This is a genomic window from Paraburkholderia sp. 22099 (assembly GCF_052045835.1).
In the GTDB taxonomy this organism is placed as follows: Bacteria; Pseudomonadota; Gammaproteobacteria; order Burkholderiales; family Burkholderiaceae; genus Paraburkholderia; species Paraburkholderia terricola.
This window is the reverse complement of record NZ_JBQEPU010000033.1, coordinates 1-23,475: the sequence shown is the minus strand read 5'-3', so window position 1 is coordinate 23,475 and position 23,475 is coordinate 1. Positions and strand designations below refer to the sequence as shown.

Here is a 23,475-nt window from a genome sequence, read left to right as displayed (position 1 = left end):
GTCCGTGTGTCCATACGCGTCGCGTTGAATCATGTCACACATTACCGCTACGACAGGCTGGTTTCGCTGTCGCCCCAGGTCGTGCGTCTGAGGCCTGCGCCGCATTGCCGGACCCCCATTCTGTCTTATTCGATGCGGGTCGAGCCGGCCGAGCACTTTATCAACTGGCAGCAGGACGCGTTCGCCAACTATCAGGCGCGGCTCGTCTTTCCCGAGAAAACGCGCGAATTCAAGGTGACCGTGGACCTGGTCGCCGAGATGGCCGTCTATAACCCGTTCGATTTCTTTCTGGAACCATCGGCCGAGCAGTTTCCCTTCGACTATTCGCCCGACCTCGCGCTCGAACTCGCGCCGTACCGCGTCAAGCGCGCGATGACGCCGCGCTTCAGGGAATTCGTCGCGAGCATCGACCGCACGCCGGCAGGCACCGCCGACTTCCTCGTCGCGCTGAACCAGCGGCTGCAACGCGAGATTCGCTACCTGATCCGCATGGAGCCCGGCGTGCAGACGCCCGAGGAGACGCTGGTGAGCGCGGCGGGGTCGTGCCGCGATTCCGGCTGGCTGCTGGTCGAGACGCTCAGGCAACTGGGGCTGGCGGCGCGCTTCGTGTCCGGCTATTTGCTGCAACTCGCGCCGGACGTCAAATCCATCGACGGCCCGAGCGGCACCGAAGTCGACTTCACCGACCTGCACGCGTGGTGCGAGGTATATCTGCCGGGCGCGGGCTGGATCGGGCTCGATCCCACTTCCGGCCTGCTCGCCGGCGAAGGGCACATTCCCGTCGCCTGCACGCCCGAGCCCGGCAGCGCCGCGCCGATCTCCGGCGCGGTCGACGAGTCCGAGGTCGAGTTCGAGCACACCATGTCGATCGAACGCGTGCTGGAGACGCCGCGCGTCACCAAACCGTTCAGCGAGGACGTGTGGAGCGACGTGCTGAAGATGGGCGCGCAGGTCGACGAACGCCTCGCCGAAATGGACGTGCGCCTGACGATGGGCGGCGAGCCGACCTTCGTCTCGGTGCGCGACCGCGACGCCGCCGAATGGAACACCGACGCGCTCGGCCCGACCAAGCGCAGCTACGCGGTCACGCTGATGGAGAAGCTGCGCTCGCGCTACGGCGCGAACGGCTTTCTGCATACCGGCCAGGGCAAGTGGTATCCGGGCGAGCAGTTGCCGCGCTGGGCGATGTCGCTGTACTGGCGCGCCGACGGCGAGCCGTGCTGGCAAGACGCCACGCTGTTCGCCGACGAACGCGAGCCCGGCACCTACACCGCCGACGACGCGAAACGCTTCCTCGCGCACCTGGCCGCGAAGCTGGAGCTCGACAAGGACTGCATCCACGCCGGTTTCGAGGACGTCTGGTACTACCTGTGGCGCGAGCGCCGCTTGCCGGTCAACGTCGATCCGCTCGACGCGCGACTCGACGACGAACTGGAGCGCGTGCGTCTGCGGCGCGTGTTCGATGCGGGCCTGGGCGGCGCGACCGGTTATGTCCTGCCGCTCGCGCGCGAGCGCGATGTGCCGCACGAGCCGCCCCGATGGGTCACCGGCCGCTGGTTTCTGCGCGACGAGCACATGTTCCTGATTCCCGGCGACTCGCCGATGGGTTATCGGCTGCCGCTCGACTCGCTGCCGTGGGTGTCGAAAACCGACTATCCGTATCAGCACGCGCACGATCCGTTTGCGCCGCCGGTGCCGTTGCGTTCGGCCGCGCAGCTGCGCATGCAGTTCGACGGCGACTCCCGCAAGATGACCACCGCCGACGCGCGGCGCGTGGCGGGGTTGTCGTCATCGGCGGCGGAGTTGTTGAGCGGCATGGCGGGCAGCGGCGCGCTGGGCCATGCAGCCGACGCCGACGCGGCAATCCCGCAGCCGCCCGCGCGCGGCGAATCGTCGAAGGACACGGTTCGCACGGCGATCTGCGTCGAGGCGCGCGATCCCAAACGTGCCGCCGGACCGAAGGCCGAAGCCGAGACGTTCGGCAGCGGCCGCACGCTCCTGCATGTGTTCATGCCGCCGCTCACCGAACTGGACGATTACCTCGAACTGCTCGCCGCGATCGAGGCCACGGCGGCCGAGTTGCGGATGCAGGTGGTGATCGAAGGCTATCCGCCGCCGCGCGATGCGCGTCTGAAGGTGCTGCAGGTGACGCCGGACCCCGGCGTGATCGAGGTGAACATTCATCCGGCTTCGAACTGGGAGCAACTGGTCGATCACACCGAGTACCTGTACCAATCCGCCGCCGAGAGCTATCTGAGCAGCGAGAAGTTCATGACCGACGGCCGCCATACCGGAACCGGCGGCGGCAATCACTTCGTGCTCGGCGGCGCGACGCCCGCGGACAGTCCGTTCCTGCGCCGTCCCGATCTGCTCGCGAGCCTGATCGCGTACTGGCACAACCATCCTTCGCTGTCGTATCTGTTCTCGGGGCTCTTCATCGGGCCGACCAGCCAGGCGCCGCGTATCGACGAAGCCCGCAACGACCAGGTGTATGAACTGGAAGTCGCGTTCCGCGAATTGCAGCGGCAGATCGATCTGCTCGGCGGCCGCGACAGCGCGAACCTGCCGGCGTGGATGATCGACCGCTCGTTGCGCAACATTCTGATCGACGTGACGGGCAACACGCACCGCAGCGAGTTCTGCATCGACAAGCTCTATTCGCCCGATGGCCCGACCGGGCGCCTCGGCCTGCTCGAATTGCGCGGCTTCGAAATGCCGCCGCACGCGCGCATGAGTCTCGTGCAGCAGTTGCTGCTGCGCGCGCTGGTGGCGCGCTTCTGGCACACGCCGTACACGCAGCGGCTCACGCGCTGGGGCACCGAACTGCACGACCGCTTCATGCTCGGCACCTTCGTGAAGATGGATTTCGACGACGTGCTCGACGAACTGAACCGCGCGGGCTTCGCGTTCGACAGCGGCTGGTTCGCGCCGCACTTCGAATTCCGCTTCCCGCTGGTGGGCGAGGCGACGGTAAACGGCGTCTCGCTGACGATCCGCAACGCGCTCGAACCCTGGCACGTGATGGGCGAGGAGGGTTCGCCGGGCGGCACGGTGCGTTACGTGGATTCGTCCGTTGAGCGGCTCGAGGTGCGCGCGCTCGGTTTGAACGATAACCGCCATGTGCTGACGGTCAACGGCGTGCCGGTTCCGTTGCAACCCACTGGGCGCGTCAGCGAATATGTGGCCGGGGTGCGCTTTCGCGCGTGGTCGCAGCCATCGGCGCTGCATCCGACCATCGGCGTGGATGCGCCGCTCACGTTCGACCTGGTCGATACATGGAGCGGCCGCTCGGTCGGCGGATGCCAGTATCATGTCGCTCATCCGGGCGGGCGCAACTACCAGACCTTCCCGGTCAACGCTTACGAGGCGGAAAGCCGGCGGCGTGCGCGGTTCTTCGCATCGGGGCATACGCCGGGGCCGCTCGCGGTCGATACGCCGCAGCGCAGCCTCGAGTTTCCGTTCACGCTGGACCTGCGCTATTGGTAACCTGGTAGACTGACACGCCGCGGCATATCCAGCACGCCGCGGCACACTAAAGAACGACACGACCTTGGCCTTTCAATCGACTTTTCCCTTCGAAACGTCCGCGGCGCGCGCGGACGCTTCGTCCTTGCTGCGGCTGTTGCCGGCCCACGAAGGACACTGGGACGAGTTGCGCGACGCGTCGGGCGCCTTGCGCGAACCGTGGCGGCAGTTCTTCGAGCGGCTGGGCGAAGACGGCATCGCGCGGCTCGACGATCACTGCGCGTCCATCGCGCAGCAGATCCGCGATAACGACATCAGCTACAACGTCTACGCGGACAACGGCGAGCCGCGGCCGTGGGCGCTCGATCTGCTGCCGTTCCTGATCAGCGAGGCCGAGTGGGCGCATATCGAGCGCGGCGTGACGCAGCGCGCGCATCTGCTCAATGCGATCGTCGCCGATATCTATGGGCCACAGACCTTGCTCGAGCGCGGGCAGTTGCCGCCCGCGCTGGTGTTCGGTCATCCTGGCTATCTGCGCTCGGTGAAGGGCTATGCGCCGCCCGGCGGGCAATTCCTGCAAGTGGTGGCGGTCGATCTCGCGCGCATGCCCGGCGGCGACTGGACCGTGATGGCGCATCGCACCGAAGCGCCCTCCGGGCTCGGCTACGCGCTCGAAAACCGGCTGATCGTGTCGGCGTTGTTCGCCGATCCGTTTCGCGCGATGCGCGTGAGCCGCCTCGCGCCGACCTATTCGCAACTGATCGCGACGCTCGCGCAGGCGGCCCAGGCCACGATGCGGCACGATCATGACGGCGCCGAGACGTCGGCGCATATCGCCTTGCTCACGCCGGGGCCGTTCAGCGAAACTTACTTCGAGCACGTGTTTCTCGCGCGTTATCTGGGCGTCACGCTGGTCGAGGGCAAGGACCTCACGGTACGCGACGACATGCTTTATCTGAAGACGCTCGCCGGTCTCGAACGCGTGCACGTCGTGCTGCGCCGTCTGGACGATGCGTTCTGCGACCCGGTCGAACTGCGCGCCGATTCGAGCATCGGCGTGCCCGGCTTGTTGCAGGTGATGCGCGCGGGCAACGTGATCGTCTCCAACGTGCCGGGCTCGGGCTTTGTCGAATCGCCGGCCTTGCACGGGTTTCTGCCGGGCATCGCCGAAGTGCTGCTCGATGAGGATCTACTGCTTCCGAGCGTGGCGACCTGGTGGTGCGGCGAAGAGGCGGCGCGCGAACACGCGTTCGCGCGCCTGGACGAAGCGTTGATCGTGCCGACGTGGCCGCTCGCCGCGCGCGACGCGCCGCCCGGCATCGAGCACGGCAGGCAACGGCTTTCGACGTGGCGCGAACGTATCGAAGCCATGCCCGACAACTACACGATCCAGCAGTCGCAACGTTTCTCCTGCACGCCGCGTTACGAGGAAGGCACCATTGGCCGCCGTCCGTCGGTGTTGCGCGTCTATGCGATCGCCGATGTGAACGGCGGCTGGCATGTGATGCCGGGCGGCTTCACGCGCATGGCCGCCGAGCGCCAGCCGACGGTCTCGATGCAATACGGCGGCAGCAGTGTCGATACGTGGGTGCTCTCGAGCCAGCCGACCTCGACCTTCACGCTGCTGCCTTCGCCGATGCAGCCCGCCGATCTCGCGCGCAAGCATCGCACCGTGTCGAGCCGCGCGGCGGAAAACCTCTACTGGGCCGGGCGTTATGGCGAGCGCGCCGAAAACAACGTGCGGCTGTTGCGGCTGATTCTCGGCTCGCTGGAAGGCAACGACGCCGACGCGATGTTCCCCACGCTCGTCGAGCTCGCGAATTACTGCGGGCTCGTGCAGTCCGGCGACATGTTTTCGCCGCATTCGCCGCAAGCTTTCGAGCGCGCGCTGGTCGCGAATCTGAGCGAGAGCACCGGCGCGTCGAGCATCGGGCAGAACCTGCAGTGCCAGGCGCGCTCGAATGGTGAAGTGCGCGGGCGCTTGTCGAACGATCATTGGCGCACGATTCTCGCGGCGCGCAACGACTTTCGCGATGCGTTGCACATGCTGATGCCGGCGCCTGGTTTCAGCGGCGGCGCGTCGCAGGGCAATGGCAATGGGTCTAGCAACGGCTCCGGCAACGGACAGGGCAACGGCGGCCTGAATGGCCGCGGCGAACGCTACGATCGTTACGACCGCGTGACGCTGATGAACGCGCTCGAACATCTCTCGGTGCAGTTGTCGGCGATCAGCGGCGCGCAAGGCGACCGCATGACGCGCGACGAAGCCTGGCGTTTGCTGTTCGTCGGGCGGCATATCGAACGCGTGTCGGCGATGACGTCGTTTCTCCGCGTGGTCGCCGATAAGGGGCAGCTCGCGACGCCCGCCGGTTTCGATCTGCTGCTGCAATTCTTCGACTGCACGCTGACGTATCGCTCGCTTTATCCAGGCCGTTTCGAAGTGCCGGCCCTGCTGGATCTGCTGGTGATCGAGCCGACCAATCCGCGCGGTATCTACGGCGTCTATGAGCGTTTGCGCAAGAAGCTCGATGAGATCGCGGTGGCGGCGGGCAGCGTGCGGCATCGTCCGTTCGCGGAACTGATGCCGCACGCCGCGTCGCTGCCGACGCTCGAAGCGCTGTGCGCAACCGATGAAAACGGCGCCTACGTCGAGCTGATTGCGATGTGCGATCAGATCGGCGGTTTTGTCGGCGCCGCCGCGCATGAGATCAGCGCGCGCTATTTCAGTCACGCGAGTACGGTGGCGTCGCAGGTGTGGTCATGAAGCACACGCCGACCGTGCTGTCCGTCTCGCATCGCACGACCTACCATTACTCCACGTATGTGGAAACGGCACAGCATCTCGCGACCATCCGGCCGATCGCGTGCGCCTGGCAACGCGTGGTCTCGCACGAGGAACGCATCGAGCCGGAACCGTCGTATCTGCATAGCCGGATCGACGCGTTCGGCAACGACGTGCTGTACTTCGCGCTCGATGCGCCGCACGAGCGGCTGCAACTCGTCAGCGAAACGACGGTGGCGCTCATGCCGCGCTGGACCGATCTCGATCCCGATGCGACGCCGCCTTGGGAAGACGTGGCCGACGCGCTGCGCTTTCGCGTGGGCGGGCAGTTCCGGCCCGAGGTCGAGTTCTGCTTCGCGTCGCCGAATATCGTGCCGCGGCCGTCGCTGCGCGCGTATGCGTTGCCGAGCTTTGCGCCTGGCACGCCGATCGCCGCGGGGGCGATCGATCTGATGCACCGGATTCACGAAGACTTCGCATACAAACCTTCGGCGACGATGTTCGACACGCCGGCCGAGCGCGCCTTCGAATTGAAGAGCGGCGTGTGCCAGGATTTCGCGCAGGTGATGATCGGCTGCCTGCGTTCGCTCGGTTTGCCGGCGCGCTATGTGAGCGGTTATCTGCGCAACGATCCGCCGCCGGGGCAGCCGCGTTTGATCGGCGCGGATGCGTCGCATGCGTGGGTGTCGGTGCATTGTCCCGAGAGCGGCTGGATCGATCTCGACCCCACCAACGACGTGCTCGCGGATAGAGATCACGTGACGCTCGCGATCGGCCGCGACTACAGCGACGTGTCCTTGCTGCGCGGGATGATTCTCGGCGGCGGCGCGCATCGGGTGGAAGTGGGCGTGACCGTTCTCGCGCTTTAGCCCCTCGCCATACTTCATTTCGGTTCGGCAAGCCGCTTGTCCGCCGCTGCGGATTCGCTCGCGTGCCCGCGCATGTTCGCCAAAAAAGCGCCGCTTGCCGTTTTTGCAACACTGCAGTGCTGCAATTGAACTTGACGCTGTGCGTATGCACACCTACACTGCCGATCATGAACCGCCCCCTCTCTTACGACGAATGCAACTGTTTCGCGCTGCGCCAGGCGGCCCGGCGCGTCACGCAAATGTATGAGCGCCATCTTCGCCCGATCGGGCTGACGGCCGCGCAGTTCACGATTCTCGCCAAGCTCGCGCGCAAGCCGAACCTGCCCATCGCGGATCTGGCGGACTCGATGGTGATGGAGCGCACCACGCTGGTCCGCGCCATGAAGCCGTTGCAGCGCGACGGCCTCGTCGCTGCCGAATCGGCGGAGCATGACGGCCGCACTTACCTGTTCAGCTTGACGGAGAAGGGCGAAGCCACCTTCGATCAGGCCGCCATTGCATGGCGCGCCGCGCAGGACGAATTCGAATCCAGGTTCGGGCGCGGGCGCGCCAAGGTGCTGCGCGCCGAATTGTTCGGCATTACCGGTTAACAACGCACGCGTGTTCGCTTTGACGAGCATCGTTGCGTCCGTGTCTGTGCATACGCACTTTGAATGAAGGAAGCGCGCAATGGAAGGGCCATTCGACGACGACTGCTTTGCGATCCGTCAGGCCGCACGTCACGTATCGCAGCTTTACGACCGCCATCTGGCGAATGTCGGACTCACTATCACGCAGTTTTCGCTGCTGGGGCGCCTGAAGCGCGCCGGTCCGATGACGATGAAGCAATTGGCCGACACCATGTGCATGCAGCGCACTACGCTCGTTCGCACGATTCAGCCGCTGCGGCGCAATGGCCTGATAGCGAGCGAGGCGCTCGGCGCGGATGTGCGCACACTGTCCATTTCGCTCACCAGTGCAGGCGAAGAACTGTTGCAAGCCGGACGTCAGCATTGGCATGCCGCGCAAGCCGAATTCGAGCACCGTTTCGGCGTGCAGCGCGCGGCGGCATTGCGCAGTGAACTGTTTGCAATCATTCGAGATTCAGTCTGAAGCTTCGTATCAGCTAACGCATGGTCGGCGCAATCCAACGCGCCGTTTTTTTTAACGCAACGAGTGCATACGCACACACCGACATCATGTCCACTACCCCTTCGACTATCGCGCCGTCCGGTGCGGCGCCTTCGGCCACATCGGCGCGGCGCAGACCCTGGATGCTTCTCGCGATCATCTCGGTGCTTGCCGTGCTGGCACTGGCCGCGTCGTACTGGTTCTTCGTCGGCCGCTTCGTGGAAACCACCGACGACGCCTATGTGGGCGGCGATGTCACCGTGATGGCGCCGAAGGTGAACGGATTCGTCACCGATGTACTCGTGCGTGACAATCAGTTCGTCCACGCAAACCAGGTGCTGATCCGGCTCGACGCGCGCGATTACGACGCCCGCCTCGCGCAAGCCAGCGCGGAAGTGCGCGGCGCGCAAGCGGCGGTCACCGAATTGCAGGCGAAGAAATCCTTGCAACTCGCGACGATCAACCAGCAGGCCGCCGAGGTTCGAGCCTCGGGCGCCGAACTGACGCGCAGCGCCGCCGATCGCACGCGCTATCGCGAACTGGTGAAGGACGACGCGGTGTCGAGCCAGGTGGTCGAGCGGGCCGAGGCCGATCTGACGAAGGCGCATGCCGCGGTCGATCGCAGCGGCGCGGCGCTGATCGCGGCGCAGCGTCAGATTGCCGTGCTCGACGCGCAGATCGGCGACGCCGAGGCGCGCATCGCCACCGCGCAGGCGGCACAGCGCGTCGCGGCATTGAACGTGGAGTACACGACGATCCGCTCGCCGATCGACGGTTATGTCGGCAACCGCACGGCGCGCGTCGGCCTGCTGGCGAACACGGGCGTGTCGCTCTTGACGATCGTGCCCGCGAGCGGACTGTGGATCGACGCCAACTTCAAGGAAGACCAACTGAAGAAGATGCACGTTGGCGACCGCGTCGACGTCGCTCTGGACGCGTCGAGCCAGCGGATCCGCGGCGTGGTGGAGAGCCTTGCGCCGGCCACCGGCGCGACCTTCAGCGTGCTGCCCGCCGAAAACGCCACCGGCAACTTCACGAAGATCGTGCAGCGCGTGCCGGTTCGCATCCGCCTCGACGTGCCCCGCAACGTGCAGGGCGTGCTGCGGCCCGGCCTCTCGGCAACGGTGAAAGTACATGTCGACGCGCCGGCACGCGGATAAAGCGATCATGACTCAACCCCTCGCCAATCCCGCCGACCAGCCGATGCGCACCAAGGTTTTCGCGTTCGCGCTCATGTGTCTCGGCTTTTTCATGGCGACGCTCGATATCCAGATCGTCGCGTCGTCCCTCAAGGACATCGGCGGCGGATTGTCCGCGAGTCAGGACGAACTCTCGTGGGTGCAGACGTCGTATCTGATTGCCGAGATTCTCGTGATTCCGATGTCCGGCTGGCTCACGCGCGTGTTCTCGACGCGCTGGCTGTTCGCCTTTTCCGCACTCGGCTTCACGATCACCAGCATGCTGTGCGGCCTCGCATGGGACATCAACTCGATGATCGTGTTTCGCGGCTTGCAAGGCGCGCTCGGGGCCGCGATGATCCCGACCGTGTTCACCACGGCGTTCGTGTTGTTCCCCGGCAAACAGCGGCTGATCGCGGCCACCACCATCGGTGCGCTGGCCTCGCTCGCGCCGACCATCGGGCCGGTGATAGGCGGCTGGATCACGTCGCAATGGTCGTGGCATTGGCTGTTCTATCTGAACCTCGTGCCGGGCGTGGCCGTCACGCTGATGGTGCCGAAATACGTTCACGTCGACAACGTCGATCTGTCGCTGCTGAAAAAGGGCGACTACCTCGGCATCCTGCTGATGTCCGGCTTTCTCGGCTGCCTCGAATATGTGCTCGAAGAGGGTCCGCGCAAGAACTGGTTCGGCGACGACGTCATCATTCTATGCACGTGGGTGTCGGCCATTTGCGGCTTCTTGTTCCTCGTGCATGCGTTCACCGCGAAAGAGCCGATCGTCGATTTGCGTGCGTTGGCGGTGCGCAACTTCGGTATCGGCAGTTTGCTGTCGTTCATCACGGGCATTGGCATCTTCTGCACGGTGTTCCTCACCCCGTTGTTCTTGTCGCGCGTGCGTGGCTTCGATTCGTTGCAGATCGGCCTGGCGTTGCTGTCGGTCGGTTGTTTCCAGTTGATCGCGCTGGCCGTGTATTCGGCGCTGGCGCGGGTTGTCGACATGCGCCTGCTGATGGTGTTCGGCCTCGTGCTGTTCGGCGCCGGCTGTTATCTCTACGTGCCGTTGACCAATCAATGGGGCTGGCAGGAACTGCTGATCCCGCAGGCGCTGCGCGGCATCGGTCAGCAGTTCAGCATCGCGCCCATCGTGACGATGGCGCTCGGCTCGTTGCCGCCGTCGCGGCTTCGCTCGGCGAGCGGCCTGTTCAATTTGATGCGCAATCTCGGCGGCGCCATCGGCATCGCGGTGAGCAGCACGATGCTCAATGACCGCTTGAATCTGCATTACGAGCGGCTCGATGAACATTTGAACGCGGGCCGCCCGCTGGTCGAATCGATCTTGCGGCAGCAGAGCGCGCATTTCGCGGCGGTTGGCGGAAACGTGCTGAATGCGGCCAACGCGGGGCTCAGCGAGTTGCATTCGCTGCTGATGCGCGAGGCGCTCGTGCTGACGTTCTCCGACACGTTTCTCGCCGTGTCGCTATGTTTCGCGGTCGGTTTGCTGAGCGTGCTGTTCTCGCGGCCGTTCGGCCATAGTGCGCCGCCGCCCGATGCCCATTGAGGAATTGAACATGAAACCGATCATCATCAAGGTACTGGCGAGCGCCGCGCTGCTGACGCTCGCGGCGTGCGCGGTGCAACCGGAAACGCACGCGGATTTGCCGAAAACGGTTGAAACCGTCGCTCCGGCCGCGTGGAGCGTCGATGCGCCGCAAGACAGCGTGAGCGCCGACACATGGTGGACGCAATTCGGCGACCCCGTCCTGCATCAACTGGTCGAATCCGTATTGACCGGCAACCTCGACGTGCAGGCGGCAGCGGAGCGCGTGAAGCAGGCGCAGAACCTCGTGACGCAGAATCGCGCGGCGTTGATGCCGGAGTTGAACGCAAGCGCGAGCGCTTCCGATTCGCGCCAGAACACGCCGCCGCCGCTCGGTTATGTACGCCAGGCCGGCTTCGGTTTGGCGGCGAGCTGGACGCCGGATGTATTCGGCGGCGAACGTCTCGCGGTGCTCGCGGCGCAGGCGCAGGTGTCGGGACGTCAGTCCGCCTTGAACCAGTTGCGCCTCGCGCTCGCGGCCAACACGGCCGCGGCATATGTCGATCTGCGTTGGGCACAATCGCAACTGCGGATTCTCAGCGAGAATGAGCAGATCCGTGCCCGCGCGTTGAAGCTCACGCAGCAGCGTCTGCGATACGGCTTGTCGACGCAACTCGACGTCGCGCGTGCGCAGAACCAGCTAAAGGATTTGCAGGCGCAGATTCCGCGTATGCAATCGACGGTGCAGCATCAATTGAGTTTGATCGCGGTGTATTCGGGGCGCACGCCCGAGAGCGTGGATGGTTTGACGCTCGCCGATGCTCGCGATATTCCGATGCCCTCGCAAGGCGTGCCGCAGGTGTTGCCGTCCGAAGCACTCCTGCAGCGCCCCGACGTTCGCAATGCGTATGCCGCGGTCGAACAGCGCGCGGCGGAAGTGGGCGTGTCGAAAGCGCAGCGCTATCCGCAGTTCAGGCTCAATCTTGCCGACGGCTTGTTGGCGTCGTCCTATCTCGGCTTGCCGACGCTCACCGACAATCTTTTTAGCGCCGCATTGAACGCGACGAGTCCGATCTTCAACGCGGGCCGCATTACCGCGAACATCGACGCGAGCGAAAGCCGCATGCGCGAATCGCAACTCGGCTTGCAGCAGACCATGTTGCAAGCGCTCAAGGAGATCGAGGACAACCGCAGCGATCTGGTGAACGGCGCGGTACAGGTGGAGCGTCTTGGCGGCGCGCTCGATGCATCGAACCAGGCGCTGCGTTTGTCGAGTGAACTGTACAAGGGCGGGGCATCGAGTTTCCTCGACGTGCTCGCGGCGCAAGAGGCGTATCTGCGCGACGCGGAATCGTTGAATCAGGCGAGGCGCGAGCATGCGCTCGCGGCCGTGGCGTTGTACCGGTCGCTCGGCGGCGGCTGGGATGCGCGTGAAACCGTCACGACGGTATCGTCGGAAAACTGACGATCTCCGCGGTCGTGGTTCTTGCGGCGTTGAGCGCGGCTCCTCGTCGGAGCGGTTCGGGAATACAATCGCGACAATTGCGGGCGAAGATGCGTCGACCACCGTCGGGGCCGATATTGAAGGAACCCGCATAAACGGAGGAGATTGTCGTATGCGTTACGGGCGTGCGGCTCGCCTCCACATCCAGTGGAAACTGACAGGAGATTTGCGATGACAATTCAGAAGATCACGCCTTTTCTCTGGTACGCCAACGAAGCCGAGGAGGCCGCTGCTTTCTATGCGAATATCTTTCCGGATTCGCGCGTCGTTCGAGTCACCGGGGTGCCGAGCGCCGGCTCGACGAAGGTTGTCGAGTTCGTTCTCTTTGGGCAGCCTTTCATCGCCATGAGCGCCGGGCGACTCGACCCGTTCAATCACGCGATATCGCTTATGGTCAACTGCAACGATCAGGCGGAACTCGATCGCTATTGGAACGCGCTTCTAGAGGGCGGCGGTGCGCCCGAGGAGTGCGGCTGGCTGAAAGACCGCTTCGGCGTTTCGTGGCAGATCGTGCCCAACGATCTTATTCAGATGATGGCTGATGCCGATCCGGTCAAGGCCAAGCGTGTTGCCGACGTCATGTTGACCATGGTGAAGTTCGACGTTGCGGCGCTGAAAGCCGCGTATGCGGGAACGACAGGTTAGGGCGACGTTTCATCTCCTACATGTTTGCAAATTCCTTGTCAGTGTCGAGCGATCGTGATGGTTCGTGCGCTCGACACGGAGGCCGCGCTTGAGCTCATGTCAAAGCCCGAGACAAACCGCCCCGGTCGCGACGATCATGCAAGCGATCCAGCGCTTTGCACTTACCGCTTCACGTAAAAACACTCGCCCGATCAGCACCGCGAATACCACGCTGGTCTCGCGCAACGCCGATACCGTTCCCGTCGCGCCCGACTGCAGCGCCCATATCACGATGCCGTACGCCGCGATGGACACCAGGCCGCCGACGAGCGATGAGCCGATCGCCACTGGCGCGGACCGTACCGGCGGCCACAGCGCCGTGACCCCACGCAGCGCGACGAACAGTAGCGGCATCAGCCAATAGAACAGGAACATCCATGCGGTGTAGGCGAGCGCCTCGCCACCGGACAAGCGTACGCCGATGCTGTCGATCACGGTGTAGACGGCGATCGTCGCGCCGGTCGTCAGCGCGGCCCGCAAACCTGCTCGCGATACATGAAACCGCTCCAGCGCGATCGCGATGATGCCGCCCGATATCATCAAGATGCCAAGTACCTGCGAGGGGCGAATCACCTCATGCGCGAAGAGCGCCGCGCCGAGCGTAACGAGCAGCGGCGATGAGCCGCGCGCGATCGGATACGCTTGTGCCAGGTCGTTGCGGCGGTACGACCGCACGAGGGTCACGTTGTAGACGATATGCACGATCCCCGATGCGACGATGTACGGCCAGGCCGCGCTGGCCGGCAATGGCGTGAACAGGATCACCAGCGTGGAGACCGCTGCGATGGCGATGCTCATCCATGTCATGGACAGGAACCGGTCTTCGTTGCCATGCAGCATCGCGTTCCAGCTCGCGTGGAGCAGGGCGGCGAGAAGGACGAGACCGCCGGTGTAACTGAGCATGCGAGCCCCGGGGAAACTGTGTTGCAAGAAGAATATCTATCTTGTTGCCGACCGGCAAACCAGATAAATTGTGCTTTCGAGTTAGAGAAACTATTTCGAATGAAGCGGGCATTGCCTCCACTCAACGCACTGCGCGCCTTCGAGGCCGCTGGCCGGCTCGGCAGCTTCAAGGAAGCCGCCGCGGAATTGCACGTCACGCATGGTGCGGTGAGCCAGCACGTGCGGCTGCTCGAGGCGTGGCTCGGCGCATCGTTATTCGAACGGCACAACCGGCGCGTGTTGCTGACGCCAGCGGCAAAGGCCTACCTCGCGGAAGTCGGTCCTCTGTTCGAGCAGCTCTCGCAGGCGACCTCAAGATATGGTTTTCCGGAAACCGTCTCGCGGACACTGTCGGTGAATGCGCCTGCGACATTTACGTTGCGCTGGCTGGTGCCGAGACTGGCGCAATTCCGCGCCGAGTATTGCGACGTGGATGTCAAAGTGGAGACGTCGAACGAGTCGGTGGAGAGCCTGGCCGAGACCTTTGACATCGTCATCCGGGGCGGCCCGGACACGTTCTATGGCTACTCGATGCGACTCTTCCTCGCTGAGGAAAGGCTGCCGGTTTGTAGTCCGGCGCTCTTGCATCGACTGCCGCTTCGGGTGCCGGACGATATGCGGCAGCATACGTTGCTGCACACGTCGAGTCTGCCGCGACTCTGGCCGGACTGGCTAACGCGGGCGGGGATTCCTGAACTGCGGCCGGCGGCCACGCTGACCTTCGATCACTTCTATCTGACCTTGCAGGCCGCCATCGAGGGGATAGGCGTTGCAATGGGACCGACTGCGCTGGTATCCGACGATCTAGCGGCTGGCCGGCTTGTCGCGCCGTTCTCCGGTCCTCGTCTGCCGTCCCGAAGCTATTGCACTTATGTTCCGGATGGGAAGTCCGGCGATGAACTGGTTGTGCTGTTTCGATCGTGGATCGAGCGTGAGGGGATGGGTTCATTGGCGGAGACGGGTCCTCGGGGGTGAGGTCGCGGAGTGCTGTTGGAGCGGGGCAATTGCGAATGGGGTGGGTGCGGGGGTGAGGGTGGTTGGTGGTTTGATTCGACGCGCGGCTGAGTCGTCGGCGGTTTGTTGATAGGTGATACGGAGGCGATCGGGGCCATCGGGTCGCTTGCCGTCGATCGATGAAGGGCGGCGACCGGCCGTGGACGTGTGAAAACGCAAAAGTACTCGGTTTTCGCATGCAGTTCTTTGCCCTTCCCGACTCGCAATCAGACAAACTCAAAACTCGTAGTTGGCCGCGCTTACCAGCTTCGCGAAAGGACCATCCAAGGTTGCATTGTGATGTTCGATGACACTCCTATTACATTGGATTTAGCGGGCGAAAACTATTTTCGAAGTGAATACGGCTGACGCCGTTCAACGCCGGGCATCGTTTTGCAAACCCGAAAGGATACCTCGATGACCGGTTGACAAAATTTACAGATATGCCATGCGCATATTCAATTCAAAAGCCCACGCCGCCTCACATTTACCAAAGTTGAATAGCTGGCCGATTCATCTGAACTTTCGTAAAATCGCGCAGAGCGCGGTCGCTCAGTCAGCCAACAAGAAAGAAGAGGCAGTATGGGTGCGCAGGACATGATCGGGGCAATCACTGGCGGACTCATCCAGAGTGATCGCCTGCTGAAGCTGGATACTGCGCTGGGAAATAATGTTCTCGTGCCCGAGCGGGTTGTCGGTCATTCGCGAATCGGCCGCCATTTCGAATTCACCGTTGACGTCGTTTCCACATCTGCAACGATCGAACTCAAAACGCTGATCGCCCAGCCTGTCACGCTCTGGGTCCAGCAGACTGACAGGTTCTATCTGCCTCATCACGGCTATGTTCACACCGTCCGCCGTCTCGGGTCGGATACTGGCCTCACGAGCTATCAGATCGGCTTTGCATCGTGGATGCACTTTCTGCGCTTTCGCAAGGATGCGCGGATCTGGCAGGACAAACCGGCCGATGAAATCCTGACTGATGTATTCAACATGCACCCGCAGGCCCAGGGGGCATTCCGGTTTGCGTTGAGCAGGCCCCTGCCTCCGCGTTCGTTCTGCATGCAATACGAGGACGACTGGAATTTCGTCCACCGGCTGATGGAAAGCGAAGGCCTGTTCGGCTACTTCGAACAAGCCGGCGACGGCAAATCGCATACCCTTGTCGTCACAGACAACCTCGATACATTCGAGCCGCTTTCGCCCCGGACCGTCGGGTTCTATCGCGCGGGCACGAATAGCGAAACCGATGCACTGGTTCAATGGTCGGGCACACGAACACTTCAAAGCACAACACTTACGACGCGCACGTTTGATTACAAGGCACCGGCTTCGTCAGCCAACCCGAAAGGCACAAACATCCCGACACTTCCCACGCAGGGAAACCTGCCCCAGCAAGCCGAGGTCTATGAGTACACGGGCGCTTACACGTACGGTAGCCAGGACCGGGGCGATACCCTTTCAAAAATCCGCATGGAAGAGTGGGAATCGCGGGCGAAGCGTTTTTACGGTTCCGGCGGTGTGCGAGGTACGGATGCCGGTCGCTGGTTTGAACTGGATGACCACCCCGGTCACGCCACGGATAGCGGGCAGAACCGGCAATTCGCCGTTATCGAGGCCGCATGGTTTATTGAAAACAATCTGCCGGTGTCCAGTCGGGCCGCCGATTTCCCGCATAGCCTGAAGGGCGACCTTGCGACGGTCAGAGCGAGTCACGCCTCTGAAGAGGGATTGAAGGTCAGACACGCCGATGGCAGCGAAGGCTTCTTCCTCGTTGAAATCGAGGCGCAACGCAAGATCGTGCCGTACCGTAGTCCGTTTGAACATCACAAGCCGAAGATGCATCTGCAGTCGGCAATTGTCGTCGGTCCGGCTAACGAAGAGGTCTATACCGACCAGCTCAATCGCATCAAGGTCCGCTTTCATTGGGACCGGCTCAATGACGGCGACGAAACAGCATCCTGCTGGGTGCGGGTTGCCATGTCCGATACCGGTGGCGGATACGGTGGCGTGCATGTGCCACGTATCGGCGAAGAAGTGTTGATCAGCTGGGTTGACGGCGATTGCGACAGGCCGCTGGTCACGGGCCGCGTCTATAACGGCGCGACACAACCGCACTGGCATTCCAACGGGCTGCTCTCTGGCTACAGGTCGAAGGAATATCAGGGCAGCGGCTACAACCAGATGGTGATGGATGACTCGACGGGCCAGAACCGCGTTCATCTCTATTCGACGAGCACCAATGCGCATTTGCATCTGGGTTACCTGATCGACCAGAGCGGCAACTCACGTGGACCATACCTCGGCAGCGGCTTCGATCTGAAGTCCGACGCTTACGGTGCAGTGCGTGCCGGTCAGGGTCTGTATGTCACGACCTATCCGGCAACCAGCCAGCCGCTCGATGCACGGCAAACCACCTCGCAACTGGTGAATGCCGAAAGCGTGCTGGAATCGATGTCCGACGCCAGCACCACGCACCAGGCGGAAAGTCTCAGGGACGGCTACGACTCGCTGAAGGCATTCACCGACGCGACACGGAACAGCGTGTCGGGTTCATCGTCAGGCGGGAACACCGCGGGCGGTGGAACAGGAAGCGCAAATGCGTTCGGAGAACCGCTCATGCTGTTCGGCAGCCCTTCGGGCATCGCCCTGTCCACGCAGCAGTCCGTGCACATCGCGAGCGATGCACAGACCAACCTCGTGAGCGGACAGAGCACGCACCTCGCAACGGGCAAGTCGTTGATCGCAAGCGTCGCGCAGAAGCTGAGCTTCTTCGTCCAGAACGCCGGAATGAAGCTGTTTGCAGCCAAAGGAAAGGTGGAGATTCAGGCGCACAACGACAACATCGAACTGATCGCACAGAAAACGCTGAAATTGCTTTCTGCAACCGAAACGATTGAGGCGGCGGCGAAACAGGGAATACTGTTGACCTCAGGCGGCGCCTATATCCGCCTCAAGGATGGCAACATCGAGATTCATGCTCCGGGGAAGATCGATATCAAGGGCGCTCAGCATTTCTTTGCTGGCCCCACAAACTTGCCTTATCCGTTGCCTGGATTGCCGCAGTCCATTTGCGTCGAGTGCCTGTTAAAACGTGCTGCGGCCCGCTCCGCGCTTATCACGAAGGGAGTATGACGTGCCTTTTGTAGCAACTGTGCCCAACGCAGGATTCCCGTCAGGCGCGCGTGTTCACATCGTTGTGAACCAGGCTCAGGGGAAAACGCGTGCGCAAAAGGCACCGCAATCGACCTGCGCGGAATGCCTTCGACAGCGAGCAGCCACACGGGCGGCTTTCGTGAACAAGAAAGGATCATGAAGAGATGACAGCAGTAACCGTACTCGCGGCGGCACTGTCGCAACACGCACACGCGTATGTGCTGGCCGATCCGGCCCAGGACAAATCCCTGCCGAACGCACTGCTCTTCGAATCTGCAAACGCCGTGTGCCTGCTGGACGGTGGGGCCGATGTAAGAGCAGTCGCGCCGCATCTGATACGAATCGATGCGGCGAATTATCTTCACGCGGGTGCGTGGCTGGATCAGCACGCCGCTAATGTACCGTGTGCAACGCTGCTCATATCCACGATGCCGCTAGCGGCGATGGCTGCGCATTTGAGCGCGTTCGTCGATGTCGTGCTGCCGGATCGGACGGTCATGGCACTTGCGTTCTGGGACCCGAGCATTCTCGCCGTATTGAGCGGAGCCCGGGGAGACGGCACGCAGCATGTTCGCGGATCAGTGTTGACGGCCGAACAAAAGCAGGCGTTCCTCGCTCCCGTTCTCGAATGGTGGTACTGGGATCGAGCCGGGCATCTGCAGTCCATAGACTGGGATGCAAATTCAATAGAAGATGCCTCGGCGTTAATACAGCCGCCGATGCAATTCGATCAGAATCAGGTTGACGAACTGGTTGAAGCCAGTGTGCCGGATGGCATCCTGTATTACATCCGGCTCAACATGCCGGGCCTGTTGCTTCGCATACCAGATTCGGCGCAATACGCATTCGTACGCTCGCAGATTCTGAATGCCCGGCAATATGGGCTGGAAGGTACCGGCGATCTCGTCAATTATTGCTGTGTCGCGCTTGCCTACGGAGACGCATTCAACACCCTTCCGGAAGTTGCCGTTTTGCTCGAACAGGTCAAGACCAAGGTATTGACCTTTGATGATCTCATGAAGAATTTTCCGCCGAACATCCCGACGGTTGAAGTGACGCATTCGTGATCTCACTTGCCACGGCGAACGAATGACGTTGACTCTTCGAATTGTTGAAATCGGCCGAAACACCAGAGACAATAAGAATGAAGTTCAAAACTGAAGCGACAGTCAACACTCTAGTCCGCCGCCTGTTCGTCGGTCTGCTGTGCGTATTGCCACTTACTGCCTGCTCGGAGAGGCCCATGAATCTCGATGTCGCGGTTTACAACTACTGGCCCCGTGCGATTTACGATGTTGCCGTCAACGGTCAATATGCAGGCGGTGCGTTCATGGCGTATGAACCAGGCAACGCTGGAGGAAAAATTGTCTGCTGTGTGAAGGTCAAGCCGGGCCCAATATCAATCGAATATTCACTGGGAGGCCCGGAAGGCGCTCCAAGATTGGGCGAAAGAATTCACGCAACTGCCGTTCTGCAGGAATTGCCGGGCGGCTCCAAAGTCCTTACCCTTCATGTGTACCCGAACGCAACGGCCATTGCCGAGGCATCCAAAGAATATGCCGACGAACGGCCGGAACCGGAGGAAAAGAAGCAATGAGTTCGCTTCCCCAGCCGCCTTCGTTGATGCAGATCATAGCGGCCGCGACGCGTGACGTTCCAAAAACTCCGCCAACGGCGAAACAAGATTGCTCCGATGTGGTTCACCTCGCGTTCTTCTTTGACGGTACTGGAAATAACCGGGACGCCGACGCGGCAGGACAACGATGGAGCAATGTCGCAAGATTGTTCGACGCGTCGATAAATGCCCCGGGTAAAGGTATTTATAGCTTCTATGTCAGCGGCGTCGGCACACCGTTCAACGGCGAAGTGTCTTGGGTCGACAAATCTGGTGTTTGGCTTGAGGACACCGTCTTGGGCGGTGCGTTCGGCGCAGGAGGCGATCGCCGACTGATTGGTGGCGAAGATCGCATGAATCAGGCGTTACGCCAGGCTCTGGTTAACAACGCCAAGAAGATGGGAGGGGAAGTCAAGCAGTATGTCGAGAAGAACAGAAATGCAAGCCTGAATGACCTGAACAAGGCGCTTGGGGCACATCGCCTTATCAAGGTCATCAATATATCGGTGATCGGCTTCTCTCGAGGAGCGGCTCTCTCACGTGCGTTCGTGAACTTGTTGGTTGGACAATGCAAGAAACAGGGAGACGGTTCGCTGACATTGAATGGTTTCCCGGTACGCTTCACGTTCCTGGGTGTATTCGACACGGTTGCTTCGTTCGGTCTGCCAGCGCACAACCTCACGCTTCCCTTGGAGCAACGTGACCTGCGTATCCCCACCTGTGTAGAGCGATGCGTTCATTTCGTCGCAGCCAATGAACTCCGCTACTCTTTTCCGGTGGATTTGATTCGTGAAGGCGGGCGATACAAGGCAGGTTGGACTGAAAAGGTTTATCCAGGTGTGCATTCCGATATTGGCGGCGGGTATGGGCCGAATGAGCAGAATCTAGATGGAAATTATGCCCGGATTCCTATGACCGATATGCACCAGGAAGCTCTAAAGAGCGGTGTTCGCTTGTTGTCGCTCGCGGAAATCAAGAGTACCCTCGCTCCCATCGCTGACCGCTTTACCGTTAAGCCAGAAACACAGAAGAACTATCAAGATTACATGAGCGCAGCCAGTCCGCCGGGAACATCCGTGGAGGCCGACATGAAGTGCCATATGAAGGCATACTACGAAAGCAACGGAACGCTATCGCGCAGAAAGCAGCCGGTCGTCGGTCAGGAATCGTTCAACGATAGTTCCATCAAGCACGCGATGTGGGGGACGATTGATATCGAGGCAACGGCTTATGCTGAGGCATTGAAAACCCATCGCGATATCGTCGTGACCAATCGCGGGACCGCGGAGGAACGGGTCTTTTTTTATGCGTTCAAGCCCGAACAATGGCGGCTCGATGCCTGGATGGAGAATGCGCCCGATAGTGTTGTCAACTTCTTCGCTCATTATATTCATAATTCGAAAGTCGATTTCCTAGCTAACGCTGAGCCTTTCAGCTACTTTCGAGCGCGCGGGGTATTCGAGCAACAATCCTGAACAGGTTGCTGCAAATCGCCTTTTATAAAAATGATAAGGAGAAGCCTTGAAACGATATCTGATTTTGAATGGCGACAAAACGACAGCTAATGGCACAGTCGAGGCTTCGCCAAGCACAATTCAGCTGAGCGGGCGGGACGTTGCACGCGAAGTGATAGTGTGATGTGTCCGATCTGCAACATGATGGGTAAGGTCCAATGCGACGGCCCCCGCCAGATGATGACCGCACCTGATGGACGGCATGCCGCGCTCAGTAATGATCTGTGTATCTGCGGGTGCCATCCGCCGTCCAGATTGGTTTCATCACAAAACATGGTGTCTACCGAAGCATAACTATCTGCATGTTCAGGATATTCTGGCCGCGAGTAGCGTTTGGCGCTGCAGCCATTTTGTATGCCATGTCGGCATTTGCTGCTACCGGCACCATCGTAGTGGAGAACACGGGGACGTTCGAATACGCGTCGGACGAGAATGGGCTCGCCATCACGTTCGAGAATGCGAATACGCACACACGCTCCCGCTATCGTCAGCGACCCTTCGACGAGTGCAGTGCAATGAGCATGTATAGCGTCCGCGGAACGGCGCAGGTAGCGATAGACGGCTCGTGCCCGAGCCGGGGCGGGGAAGTGTTCGTGCACGTCTATGAATGGAATACGCGCGTTCAGGATTGGTGTCTCATCCGCCAGATCACGGGAGAAAAGTCCGACGTTCCATCCGGTGACTATGCGGGCTCGCGGGAAGTCGCCCGGGTAATGAATTGTCCAAAGATCGGTAGCGATGGATCGTACAGTTACGAATCGACAGAAGACGTGAAGAAGGACATCGACGGAGAGCTAGCCGCATTGAAAGACGCGGAGAAGGACAAAGCGCGACTGGACAGGTATCTGACACAAATGCCATTCTATTTGCCGCTGGAAATCGCGGGGTACGTTGGAAAGATCGATGTGCAATTGGCCAATGATCTAGGTTTCTTTCTTGCACAACGCGGAAGAGCGAGCGATGCGATACCGTTGCTGCAGAAGATCGTGTTGATGTACCCGGGCAGAGTAGTCGCCAAGCTCAATCTCGCCGACGCGCTGTGGGAGAGTGGCCAGCAAGCGCCGGCCCGAACTCAATACAGCGAATATGTTTCCAAAATGCAAAACGACGATAAGCGAGATCGAATACCGCACCGTGCATTTGAACGGTCGCGGCAATAGTTTGACCCCGGGCACTGGGCTATGCGAATAGAAATGGCAATGGAAGCACCGCAAGCGGGGATGAATGGAAATGCCGCGGGAGAAGCGCTTGATTCAGATTACGGGCCGAACCCAGTACCAAAACTTCACCGAATGGCAGCAGCACAATTCAGGTGGCTTGCCCAGCGAAGAGAATCTGGACTTTCTGGTCGATTACGACATCGTTGACCGGCGAAATAATTTCGCCTCGATTAACAATAGGGGAATCGAAGTGATACCTACGGCAGGGATTTTCACGGTTGCTTTTTTGTCGCTCGAACGGGAAGGCCGTTTCCGTCTGCGCAAAGGACAATACCCAACCCTAATCGGGCTTCGTGCAATACCGATACGGCAGCAAGAACGATGCCTTCGTATTTCCGCCCGAGAATGTTCCGCCAGCCAGGACGGTCAAGATCACCGACGTCTCTGAAGGAAGTATTCGTGGCCTGCATTTGAAGTTCTCGAAGGAGCCGTACACGTATGTCGTGTCCTCGGTCTCGCCGGGTGAACTCTATGTATCGAAAAATGGGAAGGTAATTTTCGATAAAGAATACCAGGCTTCAAGATACAGGAGTTTTTCGAAGATTTTCGAGGGAGTCAACGAGGCGCCCGTGACGAAGGTCGACATGCACTGGGGATCAAGAACGAATGGATATCGTCGTCGAGTGTTGGCATCGGAGCCGCTGGCCGACCTTCAGAATCGATATTCGACGGTCGCGGCGAAATCAAGTCCCTTTATGTCGATCCCGACTTCAAGCGCCAGGGCATCGGCCGCCAGTTGCTTGCCCAACTTGCGATCCATTTGAAGGAAATGCACTATCTAGGGTGCGTAATTCGTGGAAGCTGGACACGCGTTTCGCGTGAAGGTGGACAGCGGTTTCGCGCGAAGCTGGACGTTCGGAGCGCAGCGACGCGGGGGTTTCGATATTTACTCTGACTGCTGGT

18 protein-coding genes are annotated in these 23,475 nt (G+C 61.2%); 17 read left to right on the top strand and 1 reads right to left on the bottom strand.

Annotated features, from left to right (window positions below; all coding sequences use genetic code 11):
- Positions 1-6: 6 nt before the first annotated feature.
- The 9 genes from ACTJLC_RS25775 (at position 7) to ACTJLC_RS25735 (ending at position 13,093) form a co-directional block, all read left to right on the top strand.
- Entirely contained in the window at positions 7-3,486 is a 3,480-nt protein-coding gene (locus ACTJLC_RS25775; protein ID WP_310129528.1) for a transglutaminase family protein, read from the top strand.
- Between the two features lie 64 nt (positions 3,487-3,550).
- A complete protein-coding gene (locus ACTJLC_RS25770; RefSeq protein ID WP_310125411.1) occupies positions 3,551-6,229 on the top strand; it encodes a circularly permuted type 2 ATP-grasp protein in 2,679 nt (892 codons plus the stop codon).
- Positions 6,226-7,116 carry a transglutaminase family protein gene (locus ACTJLC_RS25765; protein WP_073430846.1) on the top strand — a complete coding sequence of 297 codons (891 nt, stop codon included), beginning with the start codon at positions 6,226-6,228 and terminating at the stop codon, positions 7,114-7,116. Before ACTJLC_RS25770 ends, ACTJLC_RS25765 begins: the two co-directional genes overlap by 4 nt.
- A 167-nt stretch (positions 7,117-7,283) precedes the next feature.
- Entirely contained in the window at positions 7,284-7,706 is a 423-nt protein-coding gene (locus ACTJLC_RS25760) for a MarR family winged helix-turn-helix transcriptional regulator (protein WP_310129524.1), read from the top strand.
- A 79-nt stretch (positions 7,707-7,785) separates the two neighbouring features.
- Positions 7,786-8,208, top strand: coding sequence for a MarR family winged helix-turn-helix transcriptional regulator (locus tag ACTJLC_RS25755; protein ID WP_310129523.1), 423 nt, complete (start codon positions 7,786-7,788; stop codon positions 8,206-8,208).
- 86 nt (positions 8,209-8,294) lie between these two features.
- The gene (locus ACTJLC_RS25750) at positions 8,295-9,386 is read left to right on the top strand and encodes an HlyD family secretion protein (protein ID WP_440845609.1); all 1,092 of its coding nucleotides are present in this window, start codon (positions 8,295-8,297) and stop codon (positions 9,384-9,386) included.
- Between the two features lie 7 nt (positions 9,387-9,393).
- Positions 9,394-10,965 carry a DHA2 family efflux MFS transporter permease subunit gene (locus ACTJLC_RS25745; RefSeq protein WP_310129518.1) on the top strand — a complete coding sequence of 524 codons (1,572 nt, stop codon included), beginning with the start codon at positions 9,394-9,396 and terminating at the stop codon, positions 10,963-10,965.
- Positions 10,966-10,975: 10 nt separating this feature from the next.
- Entirely contained in the window at positions 10,976-12,409 is a 1,434-nt protein-coding gene (locus ACTJLC_RS25740; RefSeq protein ID WP_310129516.1) for an efflux transporter outer membrane subunit, read from the top strand.
- A gap of 210 nt (positions 12,410-12,619) precedes the next feature.
- Positions 12,620-13,093, top strand: coding sequence for a VOC family protein (locus tag ACTJLC_RS25735; protein WP_244746106.1), 474 nt, complete (start codon positions 12,620-12,622; stop codon positions 13,091-13,093).
- Between the two features lie 99 nt (positions 13,094-13,192).
- Here ACTJLC_RS25735 and ACTJLC_RS25730 read toward each other — a convergent pair whose 3' ends face one another.
- On the bottom strand, positions 13,193-14,035 hold the full coding sequence (locus ACTJLC_RS25730; protein ID WP_083082617.1) for a DMT family transporter: 843 nt from the start codon (positions 14,033-14,035) through the stop codon (positions 13,193-13,195).
- A 99-nt stretch (positions 14,036-14,134) separates the two neighbouring features.
- Between ACTJLC_RS25730 and gcvA the strand changes: the two genes are divergently transcribed.
- The 8 genes from gcvA to ACTJLC_RS25690 all read left to right on the top strand — a co-directional run bounded on the left by gcvA (position 14,135) and on the right by ACTJLC_RS25690 (position 23,467).
- The gene (gene gcvA, locus ACTJLC_RS25725) at positions 14,135-15,049 is read left to right on the top strand and encodes a transcriptional regulator GcvA (RefSeq protein WP_310129511.1); all 915 of its coding nucleotides are present in this window, start codon (positions 14,135-14,137) and stop codon (positions 15,047-15,049) included.
- Positions 15,050-15,649: 600 nt separating this feature from the next.
- Positions 15,650-18,202, top strand: coding sequence for a type VI secretion system Vgr family protein (locus ACTJLC_RS25720; RefSeq protein ID WP_440845605.1), 2,553 nt, complete (start codon positions 15,650-15,652; stop codon positions 18,200-18,202).
- A gap of 185 nt (positions 18,203-18,387) precedes the next feature.
- Positions 18,388-19,290: a DUF4123 domain-containing protein gene (locus ACTJLC_RS25715; protein WP_440845603.1), complete on the top strand. Its 903-nt coding sequence runs from the start codon at positions 18,388-18,390 to the stop codon at positions 19,288-19,290.
- A gap of 176 nt (positions 19,291-19,466) precedes the next feature.
- On the top strand, positions 19,467-19,820 hold the full coding sequence (locus ACTJLC_RS25710) for a hypothetical protein (RefSeq protein ID WP_186813995.1): 354 nt from the start codon (positions 19,467-19,469) through the stop codon (positions 19,818-19,820).
- Positions 19,817-21,313 carry a T6SS phospholipase effector Tle1-like catalytic domain-containing protein gene (locus tag ACTJLC_RS25705; RefSeq protein WP_310129505.1) on the top strand — a complete coding sequence of 499 codons (1,497 nt, stop codon included), beginning with the start codon at positions 19,817-19,819 and terminating at the stop codon, positions 21,311-21,313. The genes ACTJLC_RS25710 and ACTJLC_RS25705 overlap by 4 nt, the downstream gene beginning before the upstream one ends.
- A 341-nt stretch (positions 21,314-21,654) precedes the next feature.
- Positions 21,655-22,512: a tetratricopeptide repeat protein gene (locus tag ACTJLC_RS25700; RefSeq protein ID WP_310129503.1), complete on the top strand. Its 858-nt coding sequence runs from the start codon at positions 21,655-21,657 to the stop codon at positions 22,510-22,512.
- An 88-nt stretch (positions 22,513-22,600) separates the two neighbouring features.
- On the top strand, positions 22,601-22,960 hold the full coding sequence (locus ACTJLC_RS25695; protein WP_310129501.1) for a hypothetical protein: 360 nt from the start codon (positions 22,601-22,603) through the stop codon (positions 22,958-22,960).
- A 120-nt stretch (positions 22,961-23,080) separates the two neighbouring features.
- Complete coding sequence (locus tag ACTJLC_RS25690) at positions 23,081-23,467, top strand: GNAT family N-acetyltransferase (RefSeq protein WP_440845637.1); 387 nt, start codon at positions 23,081-23,083, stop codon at positions 23,465-23,467.
- Positions 23,468-23,475 lie beyond the last annotated feature (8 nt).

Coding starts and splice junctions, on each gene's coding strand:
- ACTJLC_RS25765 (WP_073430846.1), top strand. CDS start 6,226: ATGAAGCACACGCCGACCGTGCTGTCCGTCTCGCATCGCACGACCTAC.
- ACTJLC_RS25760 (WP_310129524.1), top strand. CDS start 7,284: ATGAACCGCCCCCTCTCTTACGACGAATGCAACTGTTTCGCGCTGCGC.
- ACTJLC_RS25755 (WP_310129523.1), top strand. CDS start 7,786: ATGGAAGGGCCATTCGACGACGACTGCTTTGCGATCCGTCAGGCCGCA.
- ACTJLC_RS25750 (WP_440845609.1), top strand. CDS start 8,295: ATGTCCACTACCCCTTCGACTATCGCGCCGTCCGGTGCGGCGCCTTCG.
- ACTJLC_RS25745 (WP_310129518.1), top strand. CDS start 9,394: ATGACTCAACCCCTCGCCAATCCCGCCGACCAGCCGATGCGCACCAAG.
- ACTJLC_RS25740 (WP_310129516.1), top strand. CDS start 10,976: ATGAAACCGATCATCATCAAGGTACTGGCGAGCGCCGCGCTGCTGACG.
- ACTJLC_RS25735 (WP_244746106.1), top strand. CDS start 12,620: ATGACAATTCAGAAGATCACGCCTTTTCTCTGGTACGCCAACGAAGCC.
- ACTJLC_RS25730 (WP_083082617.1), bottom strand. CDS start 14,035: ATGCTCAGTTACACCGGCGGTCTCGTCCTTCTCGCCGCCCTGCTCCAC.
- gcvA (WP_310129511.1), top strand. CDS start 14,135: ATGAAGCGGGCATTGCCTCCACTCAACGCACTGCGCGCCTTCGAGGCC.
- ACTJLC_RS25720 (WP_440845605.1), top strand. CDS start 15,650: ATGGGTGCGCAGGACATGATCGGGGCAATCACTGGCGGACTCATCCAG.
- ACTJLC_RS25715 (WP_440845603.1), top strand. CDS start 18,388: ATGACAGCAGTAACCGTACTCGCGGCGGCACTGTCGCAACACGCACAC.
- ACTJLC_RS25710 (WP_186813995.1), top strand. CDS start 19,467: ATGAATCTCGATGTCGCGGTTTACAACTACTGGCCCCGTGCGATTTAC.
- ACTJLC_RS25705 (WP_310129505.1), top strand. CDS start 19,817: ATGAGTTCGCTTCCCCAGCCGCCTTCGTTGATGCAGATCATAGCGGCC.
- ACTJLC_RS25700 (WP_310129503.1), top strand. CDS start 21,655: ATGTTCAGGATATTCTGGCCGCGAGTAGCGTTTGGCGCTGCAGCCATT.